The sequence below is a fragment of the Wocania arenilitoris genome, assembly GCF_021728535.1.
In the GTDB taxonomy this organism is placed as follows: Bacteria; Bacteroidota; Bacteroidia; order Flavobacteriales; family Flavobacteriaceae; genus Wocania_A; species Wocania_A arenilitoris.
Genome location: NZ_JAKKDU010000016.1, coordinates 22,849 through 36,477, shown reverse-complemented (window position 1 = coordinate 36,477; position 13,629 = coordinate 22,849). Strand labels below are relative to the sequence as shown.

Annotated in this window: 9 protein-coding genes; 4 read left to right on the top strand and 5 right to left on the bottom strand. The window is 31.2% G+C overall.

The features are described 5' to 3' along the window. Positions 1-4 precede the first annotated feature (4 nt). From L3X37_RS12790 to L3X37_RS12780, 3 genes are read right to left on the bottom strand one after another with little or no spacing between them, the layout of a single operon-like run. Positions 5-802, bottom strand: a complete 798-nt coding sequence (locus L3X37_RS12790) for a lysophospholipid acyltransferase family protein (protein WP_237240568.1) — start codon at positions 800-802, stop codon at positions 5-7. A 59-nt stretch (positions 803-861) separates the two neighbouring features. Then, a complete protein-coding gene (locus tag L3X37_RS12785) occupies positions 862-1,503 on the bottom strand; it encodes an NUDIX hydrolase (RefSeq protein WP_237240567.1) in 642 nt (213 codons plus the stop codon). A gap of 17 nt (positions 1,504-1,520) precedes the next feature. Then, positions 1,521-2,393 carry an alpha/beta hydrolase gene (locus tag L3X37_RS12780; protein ID WP_237240566.1) on the bottom strand — a complete coding sequence of 291 codons (873 nt, stop codon included), beginning with the start codon at positions 2,391-2,393 and terminating at the stop codon, positions 1,521-1,523. A gap of 114 nt (positions 2,394-2,507) precedes the next feature. Between L3X37_RS12780 and L3X37_RS12775 the strand changes: the two genes are divergently transcribed. The 4 genes from L3X37_RS12775 (at position 2,508) to L3X37_RS12760 (ending at position 9,918) form a co-directional block, all read left to right on the top strand. Continuing rightward, positions 2,508-3,215 (top strand): peptidylprolyl isomerase, encoded by a 708-nt coding sequence (locus tag L3X37_RS12775; protein WP_237240565.1) that lies wholly within the window; start codon positions 2,508-2,510, stop codon positions 3,213-3,215. Positions 3,216-3,954: 739 nt separating this feature from the next. Continuing rightward, positions 3,955-7,089 carry a DUF1553 domain-containing protein gene (locus L3X37_RS12770; RefSeq protein WP_237240564.1) on the top strand — a complete coding sequence of 1,045 codons (3,135 nt, stop codon included), beginning with the start codon at positions 3,955-3,957 and terminating at the stop codon, positions 7,087-7,089. 3 nt (positions 7,090-7,092) lie between these two features. After that, a complete protein-coding gene (locus L3X37_RS12765) occupies positions 7,093-8,541 on the top strand; it encodes a DUF1501 domain-containing protein (RefSeq protein ID WP_237240563.1) in 1,449 nt (482 codons plus the stop codon). A 3-nt stretch (positions 8,542-8,544) separates the two neighbouring features. After that, positions 8,545-9,918 (top strand): DUF2231 domain-containing protein, encoded by a 1,374-nt coding sequence (locus tag L3X37_RS12760; protein ID WP_237240562.1) that lies wholly within the window; start codon positions 8,545-8,547, stop codon positions 9,916-9,918. Between the two features lie 16 nt (positions 9,919-9,934). Here L3X37_RS12760 and L3X37_RS12755 read toward each other — a convergent pair whose 3' ends face one another. Both L3X37_RS12755 and L3X37_RS12750 read right to left on the bottom strand, forming a co-directional pair. Next, positions 9,935-10,708: a 3-keto-disaccharide hydrolase gene (locus L3X37_RS12755; RefSeq protein WP_237240561.1), complete on the bottom strand. Its 774-nt coding sequence runs from the start codon at positions 10,706-10,708 to the stop codon at positions 9,935-9,937. Positions 10,709-10,740: 32 nt separating this feature from the next. Beyond that, on the bottom strand, positions 10,741-13,482 hold the full coding sequence (locus L3X37_RS12750) for a T9SS type B sorting domain-containing protein (RefSeq protein WP_237240560.1): 2,742 nt from the start codon (positions 13,480-13,482) through the stop codon (positions 10,741-10,743). Between the last annotated feature and the right edge of the window lie 147 nt (positions 13,483-13,629).

Below are 13,629 nucleotides of genomic sequence, written 5' to 3'. Positions count from 1 at the left end.
AGAGTTACCACTCACGCTTTTTATTTAATGCTTCTAAAGCTTCTAACTCTTTTTGAGAAATAACTTTTAAAAAAGACGGGTGTTGCTCGATAGCATATTCTATTTTTTCAACAATCTCATTTATAGACTCATTATCATAATCGATATCTAAAGGCTGTTTTATTTCAAAACTCTGAAGTATATTTTTCTTTTTTATACGCAATCCTTTTTTATCAAAAGACCTTCTAAACCCATCTATAACAATAGGTACAACAATAGGTTTATAACGTTTAATGATATGCGCTGTACCTTTACGAATAGGCTTAAAGGGTGTTGTTGTACCTTGCGGAAACGTAATTACCCAACCATCATCGAGTGCTTTTCCAATATTTGAGATATCACTCATTTTAACCTGTCTATTAATATCTTTTCCTTCTGCTCTCCAAGTCCGCTCTATACTAACAGACCCTACATAAGCTAGAATTTTTGGCAATAATCCCGATTTCATGGTTTCTTTAGCTGCTACATAATAAATGTTGAGCTTAGGATTCCATAGATAGCCAACATTTTTTATAGAGTCTACACGACCACTTAAACTCGCGTTAAATACATGAAACATAGATACCACATCGGCAAAATAGGTTTGATGATTTGAAATAAATAGTACGTTTGTATCTGGCAAGGCTTTAATAATTTCAGAGCCTTCTATTTGTAACTCATTGAAGCCTCTAAAACGTCTGTGCGTTATAACTCCGAGTATTCTAATAAGCCATTTTTTTACAAAAAGTATATGTCCGAATGGATTTTTTTTAAATAATCCCATAAATCACGCGTCAAATCAATTGGTTAGTTAGTTGCTACAAATGTAATAAATCTTGCAAACTACATGATTTGCTTTAACATATCTTTAATTTCGCTAAGTATCATTGCAGTAGCTCCCCAAACTGTATAATTATTTAATTTAAAAGCAGGCACCTCAACATCAACACTATAGGATGTTGAAACTTTTTTTGTAATAAGTAGATTATCGTCTAAAAAATGTAGTAAATCTACTTCTATAATGGCTTCAACTTCATCTTCTTGCTTAATAAATTTTGGCGTTTTATAAGAAATCGCAATAAACGATTGCACATAAAAATTACTTGGCGGTATATAAACTTGGGTTAATTTTTTTACAACTTCTATATCTTTTATGGGCACACCTATTTCCTCAAAAGTTTCCCTAACTGCAGCATCTTGCAACGAATTATCTTCAAGTTCTAACTTACCGCCAGGAAACCCTACTTGTGCTGAATGCACACCATTATAGGTTTTTCTTAAAATTAAAACTAGGGTTGCTTTAAAGTCTTTATTCGGATAAAACAAAGCTATAACACCAGCTTCTTTAGCATTTTTAATAGCATTTTTTTGTTGACGTAATAATTCCCTACGAAATGGTGGTACCATTTTAAGGTGAGATGCTTCGGCTGGAAGCGGTATATTTTCTATGGCTGATATAGATTTTAAAAATTTATCAAAATTCATACAAATAAAAGCGATTATTAAATGCTTTTTTTAAGCCATTTTTCAACCAAAACCGGCCATGTTTCTGCAGCTATATTTCCTTTTCTTAATCCGTATCCATGACCACCTGAAGGCAAAAGATGAAGTTCTACAGGTATTTTAGAATCCATAAGTGCTTTTGACAACACTAAAGAACCTTTGTTTGAATAAGCATCATCGGCAGTCGCAAAAATAAACATTGGTGGTGTTTGGTTAGTTATTGTTAATTCTGGTGTTATCGTATTGTTATTACCATTATTTAAATAAGCTGGATATACGAGTACTGCAAAATCTGGTTTACACGATTCATTATCAATTTCATCAAATTTACTATATGTTTCGTTATTAAAATTGGTAGAAGCCCTTGCCGCTAAACTTCCGCCAGCTGAAAAACCCAAAACACCTATTTTATCTGGATTTATATTGTATAATTTTGATTTGCTCCTAACAACTTTAATAGCTCTTTGTATATCGTTTAAAGCTCCTAGCCTATTTTCTGGCACTCTGTATTGCAACACAAACGCTGTAAAACCCAACTTATTTAGCCATTTAGCAACTTCATAGCCTTCTAAATCAATTGCCAAAATATGATAGCCTCCACCTGGGCAAATAATTACACCTGCCCCATTATTTGTTGTTGTATCTGGTTTAAAAACTTCTAAAACAGGGTTAGTTACATTTGTTAGTCTAGTTACATTTCCACTGGTGTTTTCAGTTTTAACGGCATCATGTTTTTTATTTATTTCATTAGGCACTTGGTTAGCCCATAAATATATAGTTTCCATAGATTGAGCAATGTTTAACGATGTAAAAAAAAGGCTAATAAAAGTTAATAATACAACTGGTACTTTATTTATTTTTATGAGTGCCATAAGAGTAATTATATATTTCCAATTCACTTGTCACAAAAAAACAAGTCATTTTTTTTCAAATTGTTTAATGTTTGTATAATCTTTACTTTTGATATCGATTTTAAAATTATTAAAATGCACTTTAAATTATTGCTTCTAGTTTTTTTTCTTTTTTTGAATTGTAAAGATAAACAATCTAAAAAGAAAAATATTTCTGAGCCTCCTAAAACAACTTCAACTAAAAAGAAAGTTAAACCTGTTGTAATTACCGAAGAACAAGAACGCAAATACCCTAAACTAAATGATAAAAATGCAATGTATTTTTTTCAAGATTACAACAAAAAGCATAAAGAAAACAAAGTGCGTATTACTACAGACTTTGGCACTATTGACATTTTATTGTACAACGAAACTTTGTATCACCGCTCTAACTTTATTTTTTTAACAAAGCAAAAATATTTTAATGGCACACAATTTTATCGTGTTATTGATAATTTTATAATTCAGGGTGGTAATAGTGATGATAGAAAGACCGCCAGAAAACGAGCTGATATTGGAAAGTATTTACTACCAACAGATACAAAAAAAGGGTTTAAACACGACCGCGGTGTTATTTCTATGCCAAGTGGAGAAATTGATAATCCGCACAAATTAGCCTCTCCTTTTGAGTTTTTTATTGTTTGCCAAAAAGGGGGAGCTCATTTTTTAAATGGTGATTATACTGTATTTGGAAAAGTAATTAAAGGGATGGCTGTTGTTGACAAAATAGCTGCAGTTGAAACAGATGATGGAGATTGGCCTGATAAAAACGTCTTTATTAGAAATGTTGAGATTATTGATTGATTAATAACCTAGTAGCCTTTTTAACTTAATGTTCTACAATAGTCCGTTAAGATTTTATTTAAACAATTGAAAATCAGTAAAACAAACCGAAAAAAGTAATTAAAAAACCAAGCCAACCCTTTGATATTCAATAAATTAATAGTTTATCTCAAAAGACTATTACATTGATTTACAAGGAGAAATCACAGTATAAATATCATATAAAAACGATACTTGACAAAATGAAACCGATAAATAAATGGCAATATGATTTTTTACTGGAAGTCTTCATGCTGTTTATTAGCATAAAAGGAAGGTTGAACTTTTTACAACTCTCCCGCTTTGGTATTCATGGTGAATAACACTACAAAAACAATGTGTTCGAAACCCTTGATAACGTAAAACAATGACTATATGATTTTTTTAATAATAACTTAAACATTGAAATCATAAAATCGATTGCTTATAATCAAAAATTATATAAACCCTTTTTAGCTCATTTTAATGTGTAATTGGGTGTAATATCTTTTTTAATACCTGATTTGGGCTTAATAAAATATGAATCAATGTTATAAACAAAAATAAAATCTTTTATATAAAAGTTAAAAAACACCTTTACATAACCTTTAATTAATTAAAATTAAACAAAAAAGCATAATTTAATTTTAATTATATATATATATATTTGGCTTTGTTAAATTATCTTGAAATGCTTTCCTTTTTTACTGGTAAATTACTAAGTATTAAAATCATTCTAGTTATGACTTTTGTTTTTCTAATATTTGTAGGATGCAAGAAGAACATACCAGAATACGTAGACATACCATATCGAGAATTACCAAATAATATTGATTTTAATATTGATGTAAAACCTATATTATCTGATAAATGTTACTCGTGTCACGGACCAGACAAAAATGCTAGAGAAGCAGATTTAAGATTTGATTTACCCGAAGGTCTTTATAAAAAATCTAGTAATGGCAATTTTGCTTTTAAACCAGGAAGTTTAAGTAAAAGTGAATCTATTAAACGTATACTAAGTAAAGACCCCAATTTATTAATGCCTCCTCCAGAGGCTCATTTAGAGTTAAACCCAAGAGAAAAAGCCATTCTTATAAAATGGGTTGAACAAGGTGCTGAATGGAAAAAGCACTGGGCTTTTATTCCTCCCAAACTTCCCGAATTACCAGATTCGCTACCTTGGGAAGTTTCCAATGAAATTGATCAATTTATTTATGCTAAGCTTCAGGAGAAAAAAATAAAGCCCAATAAACCAGCAAATAAGCAACAATTATTAAGAAGACTTTCTTTAGACTTAAGAGGCATACCTCCAACTATTGAAGAAATAAATTCATTTTTAAATGACACAAATCCAAATGCTTATGAAAAATTAGTTGATACAATGCTAAACTCTATAGACCATGCAGAAAGGCTAACCCTAGAGTGGCTTGATGTTGCAAGATATAGTGATTCACATGGATATCATGCAGATGGAGCAAGAATGATGTGGCAATGGAGGGATTGGGTAATTGATGCGTTTTATAATAATAAACCCTATAATGAGTTTGTTACAGAACAATTAGCAGGAGATTTAGTACCAAATGCTACCAAGAGACAAAAATTAGCAACAGCCTTTAATAGAAATCACCCAACCACAGCAGAAGGTGGTGCTATTGATGAAGAGTTTAGAGTTGATTACGTAACTAATAGAACAAATACTTTTGGAACTGCATTTTTGGGTTTAACTATGGAATGTGCTAAATGCCACGACCATAAATTCGACCCAATAACTCAAAAAGATTATTTTCAATTGTTTGCCTACTTTAACAATATAAAAGAATTAGGAATGACTAGCAACGATGGAAATTCTGGACCATTATTGCTTTTAACAGACGATAAATTAGATAGTATTACCGATGGCATTCAGTATAAAATTGATTCTTTAGAAATCTTAGAAAAAGAATTTAAAAAGTCTTTCCTCTCTGAATCTGATTTTAAAAATTCAGAACGATTTAAAAAAGCTAAACCTGTATTGCATCACTCATTTGAGAGCATTTCTTCAAATAAGAAAAAGAAAATTTTAGATGGAAATAATAAAACAACAGTTAGTTCTAAATTAACTTTAGATACTGGAATAAAGGGTAAATCAGCAATTTTTGATAATCAATACGATCAAATAAACATTACAAGCTTAGCTCCTTTTCAAATTGCCGATGCTTTTTCTGTATCGGTTTGGGTTTATATTGACAAACTGATTCCAACAAAAACTATGACGGTAATTGGAAACTCTAGTGTTAAACATGAACTTTACCGAGGTTGGGATCTTTACATAGAATCAAACGGACAAGTATCATCGCGCTTAATAAGTGCTTTACCTAATAACTATATTCACATAAAAACCAAAGACACCATTCCATTAAATAAATGGACGCATATATTAATGACATATGATGGATCTAAAAGTGCTAATGGGCTACATGTTTACCTAAACGGAAAAGATGTGAATCAAAGCATTGAGTATAGTCGGTTGTATAAAAGCATGATTCCAAATGCGAAAAAGAATTTGGTAATAGGAAAATCTTTAAGAGTACAAACAGGAGATAATGGTATTTTTCAAGGGAAAATTGACGAATTATCAATTTACGATTTTGAAATACCTACTAAACAAGTTTCATATGTTTACCAACAATCAAAAGCAAGTCAAGATAATTTTGCTTATAAACCTTTTGAAAAGAATTATTTAAAACTATCTGCAAATTTAAAAGAGCTAAGAAATGATAAACTAAAAGCCTTAGATACTGTTAAGGAAATTATGGTAATGGAGGAAATGCCAAAGCAACGACAAACTTATATTTTACATAGAGGTGAGTATGATAACTACGGACAAGAAGTAGAAAGAGGTACTCCAACTCATATTTCTGAGAATATCAATGAATACTCTAAAGATAGATTAGGATTAAGCCAATGGTTATTCGATTCTAAAAATCCACTTGCAGCAAGAGTAGCGGTAAATCGATATTGGCAATTAATTTTCGGCCAAGGTTTAGTTACTACCATGAACGATTTTGGAAATCAAGGCGCACTTCCTACTCATGCAAAATTATTAGATTGGTTAGCAATAGATTTTATTGAATCTGGTTGGGATTTACGTAAATTAATTAAAAAGATGGTTATGAGTAATACGTATGGTCAATCATCAAAAACCTCAAAGTCCTTACGAGAATTAGACCCTGACAATTTACTTTTAGCTAGAGCACCATCTTACAGGTTACAGGCAGAGTTTATTAGAGATATTGCTTTAAAAGCAAGCGGGCTGATAAACACTAAAGTTGGAGGCAAAAGTGCTAAACCCTATCAACCAAAAGGACTTTGGATAGAAAAAGGAAATTTTTCTAAAGACTTACTCTATTTTGTTCAAGACCATGATGATAAGCAATACAGAAAAAGCATGTACACTTTTAACAAAAGAACCTCTCCTCCACCATACATGGAAATTTTTGATATGCCTGGTAGAGAGAATTGCATTGTATTCAGAGAAAAAACGAATACTCCTTTACAGGCGTTATCATTACTGAATGATCCGCAATTTGTAGAAACAGCAAAAGCACTTGCTTATCGCATGAAAAAAGAAGGTGGTGTTTCATTAAAAAGTCAACTTGAAATTGGATTTTTACTAACCTTAAGTAGAAAACCAAGTAATAAAGAACTAGAAATAATGAGTAATTTATATTCCGTTGAATTATCCAAGTTTACAGAAAATAATGATAAAGCCTTAGAATATTTATCAGTTGGAGATTATAAAATTCCAAAAGAATATCCAGTTAGCGAAATCGCTGCTATGACTATGGTTGCAAACACCTTATTTAATATGGACGAAATGTATACTAAAAGATAATTTATGTGCAATAATCATAATAAAAATTATTCTCGAAGAGACTTTCTCAATAAAACATCATTGGGTCTAGGAGCAGTTGCGCTTAGTTCTTTAATGAATCCTATGCAAATGGGAGCATCTACCTTGTTAGGGCCTAACGGAGATCCTATCTTAGAAAAATCTCATTTTCCACCAAAAGTTAAGCGTGTTATTTATTTGTTTCAAAGTGGTGCACCATCTCAATTAGATTTATTTGACTATAAGCCCTTATTAATAAAAATGAATGGGCAAGAATTACCTGAAAGCATTAGGAATGGACAGCGTTTAACAGGAATGACAGCAGGACAAACATCATTCCCTCTAGCTGGTTCTATTTTCAAATTTAAACAACATGGCCAAAGTGGTGCTTGGATAAGTGATAGAATGCCTCATATAGCAGAAATATCGGATGAATTATGTTTCGTAAAATCCATGTACACAGAAGCTATTAATCATGACCCTGCCGTTACTTTTATGCAAACAGGTTCTCAGTTTTCTGGAAGACCATCAATTGGTTCATGGATAAGCTATGGTTTGGGTTCTGATAATGAAAACCTGCCAAATTTTGTAGTTTTAGTTACTAAAGACAAAAAAGGTCAACCCCTTTATTCACGATTATGGGGAAATGGATTCTTACCATCTGAACATCAAGGCACACAATTCAGGGCTGGAAAAGACCCTGTACTATTTTTACAAAATCCTCCAGGAATCTCCTCTGAAAGTAGAAAAAATCAATTAGACCACCTTAATAAATTACAACAATTACAGTATAATAAGTTAGAAGACCCAGAAATTAAAGCACGTATGTCTCAATATGAAATGGCATTCCGCATGCAAACCTCGGTACCAGAAATTATGAATACCGAAGGTGAGCCTGAACATATTTATGATATGTACGGACCAGACAGCAAAATTCCTGGAACCTATGCTGCTAATTGTTTACTTGCAAGAAGACTTGTAGAGCGTGATGTAAAGTTTATTCAACTTTACCATCAAGGTTGGGATCATCATGGAGGATTACCAGAAGAATTACGTAATCAATGTAAAGAAACAGACCAACCAACAGCCGCATTAATTAAAGATTTAAAACAACGCGGGTTGTTAGAGGACACGTTGGTTATTTGGGGTGGAGAATTTGGAAGAACAAATTACTCCCAAGGTGCGCTTTCTGCAACCAATTACGGAAGAGATCATCACCCAAAATGCTTTACCCTTTTTATGGCTGGAGCTGGCGTAAAAAAAGGAATGGTTTATGGAGCTACTGACGATTTTGGGTACAATATAGTTGAAAATCCAGTACACGTACATGATTTTCAAGCAACACTATTACATTTAATGGGTGTGGACCATGAACGCTTAATATATAAACACCAAGGACGGAGATTCAGGTTAACTGATGTTAGCGGTAATGTTGTAAAAGATATTTTATCATAAAAAATGGAAGACAATTTAATTACATTTTTAGGCAGGTTTCATCCTTTAATAGTTCATTTACCAATAGGCTTTTTGTTTATGGCAGGACTATTACAACTTTTTTCAATAAAAAATAAAAAGTTCGATATAAATCCAGCAATTGCTTTTACACTACTTTGGGGTACCATTGCTTCTATTGGATCTGTTGCTATTGGCTGGCTTTTATCATTACAAGGTGATTATAACCCCAATACACTTTTTTGGCATAAATGGCTTGGCGTTTTTGTTACAATACTGTCATTTTTTGGTTGGCTATTAAAAACAAATAGGTTTAAATTAAACAAAAAAGTTTTTTCATGGACACTTATATTTATACTAGTTTTAATTTCAGTATCAGGTCATTTAGGCGGCAGTCTTACACATGGAGATAGTTATTTAACACATTATGCTCCTAATTTTATTAAACTAATTTCTGGCACAAAATCACAAGACAAAACAATAAACTTTAAAACAATACCTGAAGATTCAATTTCTGTGTTTCAAGATATCATTCAACCTATTCTAAACGACAAGTGTGTTAGTTGTCACAACTCTAACAAAAAAGAAGGTGGCTTGTTATTGACCAACTATAAAGAACTCATTGACGGCAGTAAAAATGGATTAGTAATTAACACGAAAAAACCACTTGAAAGTGAGTTTTTAAATAGAGTAACATTACCTAAAGAACATAAAAAATTTATGCCCCCTCGAGGAACTCCGCTTACTTTTGGTGAAATTCAAATTATTGAATGGTGGATGAAAAAAGGAGCAGATAGCTTAATTAAATTTTCGGAAGAAAAAGAATTAGACAAAAATATTATTAGAATTTTGCAAAGAGATTTTAATTTAGATTTTAATGAAAAGTCATTTTATGAAAAAGTTAAAGTCGACGAGCTCAGTACTAAGTCTATTTCCAGTTTAGAAAAAAACAATTTTGAAGTTGATTTTATGGGAGAGAATAGTAATATGATTTCTGTTATTTATAAAGGTGATAGTATTTCTGAAGAAAACATTAAGGCATTAGAAACGGCTAAAGAACAAATAACATGGCTTAAAGTAAAAAATTGCAATCTGAATGATTCGCATTTAAAATCTATTTCTCAATTAAAAAATCTAACAAGGTTAAATATTCATTCTAATAAAATTACAGATGAAGGTCTTAAAGCTTTAAAAGTTCTAAAAAACGTAGAAATAATAAACTTGTATAACACATATATAACTGACGAGGGTTTAAAAGACTTAACTGAATTAAAAACTTTGAAAAATTTATATGTTTGGAAAACGAAGGTTACCTCTTCTAAAATTGAGGCATTATCAAAAACTCATCCTCAACTAAATATTATTTCGGAATCAAAATAATAGAGAAATTAGTTGATTAATTGAACTCTTTAATCTTAATATTTCTAAATTCAATACCTTGCCCTTCAGATTGCAAGGCAATATATCCACTGGTAAGTAACTTTCCGTCTGTTTTAATATCGGGATTAAATCCATTTGTAACTCCACCACCTATTTGTGGTTTGGTATACCTAAGCACTTCTTCTCCATTTACTTTATGTATAACTAAAGAATCTTTATAAACTATTAAATCTCCTTTAACCCACTCATCCCACTTGTAAGTTTGAGAACTAGACCTAATACAATGTCGTGGATCCATTTCGTTATTAAAAAATACCTCGGTACCCGGAGAACACATATTACCAGTTGGTCTAGGATCCCCTTCTAACTCTTCAGCTAAAGTTTGATACTCTACTGAAATTGGCCAATCTTGTTCTTTTAAAATTGTTTTAGGGTCTTGAGAATGGAACATAATACCACTATTTCTGTATGTATAGCTAGGTGCATCTTCCAGCCATTGATTGGTAAACTTATATTCAAATTTTAAATGATATGATGAAAATGGTTTGTTGTAAAATAAATGACCATAACGCTCATTAAACTTATCATAATCATCGTAATTCACTTGTATTTTGTTATCAACTACTCTAAAAGTATTTGCGTAGTTGTCATTAAAATCATGATGATGTATTTTAGTAACCCAACCCTTTAAATCTTTACCATTAAATAATACTTGCCAATCATCATTTTTAATTGTTCTACAAGAGAATAATATTGCAATTATTAATAAAGAAAACTTTAGTTTTTGCATCTTGTTTATAATAAAAACATCATTAATCAAATTTATCTTTTTAAAGCAAAATGCCCTAATTTCTGTTTTCCATCATAAAATAAAACTTTAAACCAATAATCTGTAGCAGGTAATGGATTTCCTTTAAAAACTCCATCCCACCCATAATTATTTACACCATATATTGTTTTTAAAAGCTTTCCAAATCTATCAAATATTAGCAGGTCATAATTATTATCAGAAATACCTTTAATATTCCAAACATCGTTAACTCCATCTCCATTTGGAGTAAAATATCTTGGGTAACTTAATATATAAACCTCCTCTTGAAATTCACCACAACCATTGATTTCTTTTCCGTAAACCGTATAATTACCTCCTGGTAAATTAGAAAAAGTGTTAGAAATTTGAAAATTTATTCCATCGAGGGAATATTCATATTGAGACCCAGAATTAACATCAATACTCAATGAATTAGAATTAGAGAATTCAGAAATATTTATTTTGTAATCAGGTGTTTCAACTGAATCAAACAAAGATATATTCAATACTGCTGTAGATATTCCACAATTATTTTGAACAGTATAGGTATAGCTTCCTTCTGAGTCTTGCAATGGGTCAAAAATATTAGATTGACTGATTAAACTTGGGTACCAAATTCCATTTGGGTCTACATTTTCCCCTAGTTTTTCTATTAAATCTATAGATTCACTACTCTTACAAATAGCTAAATCCTTACTAGTCCCAGCTCCAAGACCATTAAATGAAATTTGAACTTTTGAATAAGCTTCACAACCACAAATATCATTCAGGTATGTGAATTTATAAATACCTGCTAAATCACTTGAGGGATTAAATATTCCTGTTCCACTTGATAATTCAGGTGTCCATAGACCTTCTATATCTTCAGATAATCCAATTTCTGTAAACAAATTTACAGGCGAATTATTTGGGCATAAGTTTATAATGTTATTACCAATAGTTAAATCATCTTCTTCTACAGGTAAGTCACCTTCAACTTTAAAACGTTTCCATACCCCAGAGTTATATGTTCCAGCGTAAATCACATCTTCTTTTATTAAAAGTTGATTTGTAAACTGTAGCCCTAAACCGTCACAAAGTGAATCCCAGGTATTATAATTTTCAGAAATTACATAAATTCCTGAGCTTGTTGCTACATATATTTTATCAGAATCTATAATTAAATCATAAATTTCTAATGGAAAACTAATCCTTTGCCAGTTATTTCCTAAGTTATCACTGAAATATAAACCCTGCGTTGTTGCAACATATAATCTATTGTTTTCAAATTCAAAATCACTTGCAATAAAAAAACCAATAGGAATAGAAACGTTTTTCCAGTTACTCCCTAAATCTTCTGAAACAAATATTTCCGAATCAGCTGTACTAACAACAATGGTATTACCCTTAATAATTATACTTTCGTAACTTGTATCTATATTTATACCATTAGTATTTACTAAAACCCATGATGAACCCATATCTTGAGAAATATAAACTCCATTACCGTTAACAGCTGTTACAAAAACACCGTCATCATAATCAAGTGCTTGAGCAGATTTATTAATTCCTGGGTTAAATTTTCTAACCCAACTAGCCCCATCATCAGTTGAGGAATAAACTCCTCCTCCTGTTGCTAAATACAAATCTTCACCTACAACAACAATATCTGTAACAGTTTGTGAATTCAAAGCATTTAATCCATTACTTACATTTGACCAAGTTACTCCTCCATCTGCAGTTCTATAAACTCCTTGATTATCTGTACCTGCAAAAAGATAATTACTATTATAATTTAAAGACTCAATTTGTTGGGCTGCTATTCCAACATTACTTTCAGACCAAGACTGTCCCATATTGGTAGACTTATAAAGCCCTCGATAAGTACTCATAATAATCTTATCTGCAGAAAAATATAAATGATTAGCAAAAGTATTATCATTAATATTTTGAATCAAATTCCACGTTACACCATCATCCTCTGAATAAAAATATCGTCCAAAGGATGTTGTTGCATAAACAGCAGTTGCAGTTGCTCCCATATTAACAATAGTTGCATTGCTATTTATAGTTGTATTATTCCAAGAAAGAAGATCTGTAGATTTATAAACAGTATTGTCATTACCAACATAAAGTATATTATTTTTTACTACCATTGAACTTATACCATTACTCCCAATATTAGGAACACTAACATTTGTCCATGTATCTCCACCATCAGATGTTTCATATAAAACTCTTGATGGACTTAAAGAAAAAGTAGCGCCACCTATATAAACTTTGGAGTTAAACACTTCGAATGTCTGGGCTCTAAAATCTGAAATACCATTACTTTTATTTAGCCAACTTTCTCCACTATTAGGAGAGAAATACACGCCACCTTCAGAATTTCCGGCATATATATTGTCACCAATTACAAACAAGGAATAAAATGTCTTATCCTCTATTCCTATATTTGTTGGTGACCATGATAACCCATTATTTAACGACTTATATATGCCGTTTACACCAATAGCAGCATATAATATTCCTTCATTCTCAACAAGAGCAGTAACTCCATAATTACAAGGTAACCCATAGCTACTCCATTCCCATGTATCTCCATTATTTGCAGACCTATATATGCCTCCATTACCAGTGTTAAGAACTAAAAATGTTCCTGCTTCAACCAACTCATTAGTATAGCCTCCATATGGACCTCCAGTATGAACCCATTGAGAAAAAACCTTGAAAGACGAAAAAACTATAAAAAAGATTAAAACTATTCTCTTCATACAATATAAAAATATTATTCTAATTTAGAATTATATTCTTACATTTCAAAAACTAAATTGAAAATAAAATTTAATACTAAAATAACTAGATTAAAAACTTCCAAATGAAAATAGTATTTCTGTAAATTGAGACTATGTTAAGTATCA

Bases quoted from the DNA above. Each gene is read 5' to 3' on its own strand.
- L3X37_RS12790 (WP_237240568.1), bottom strand. From the start codon at position 802: ATGGGATTATTTAAAAAAAATCCATTCGGACATATACTTTTTGTAAAA.
- L3X37_RS12785 (WP_237240567.1), bottom strand. From the start codon at position 1,503: ATGAATTTTGATAAATTTTTAAAATCTATATCAGCCATAGAAAATATA.
- L3X37_RS12780 (WP_237240566.1), bottom strand. From the start codon at position 2,393: ATGGCACTCATAAAAATAAATAAAGTACCAGTTGTATTATTAACTTTT.
- L3X37_RS12775 (WP_237240565.1), top strand. From the start codon at position 2,508: ATGCACTTTAAATTATTGCTTCTAGTTTTTTTTCTTTTTTTGAATTGT.
- L3X37_RS12770 (WP_237240564.1), top strand. From the start codon at position 3,955: ATGACTTTTGTTTTTCTAATATTTGTAGGATGCAAGAAGAACATACCA.
- L3X37_RS12765 (WP_237240563.1), top strand. From the start codon at position 7,093: ATGTGCAATAATCATAATAAAAATTATTCTCGAAGAGACTTTCTCAAT.
- L3X37_RS12760 (WP_237240562.1), top strand. From the start codon at position 8,545: ATGGAAGACAATTTAATTACATTTTTAGGCAGGTTTCATCCTTTAATA.
- L3X37_RS12755 (WP_237240561.1), bottom strand. From the start codon at position 10,708: ATGCAAAAACTAAAGTTTTCTTTATTAATAATTGCAATATTATTCTCT.
- L3X37_RS12750 (WP_237240560.1), bottom strand. From the start codon at position 13,482: ATGAAGAGAATAGTTTTAATCTTTTTTATAGTTTTTTCGTCTTTCAAG.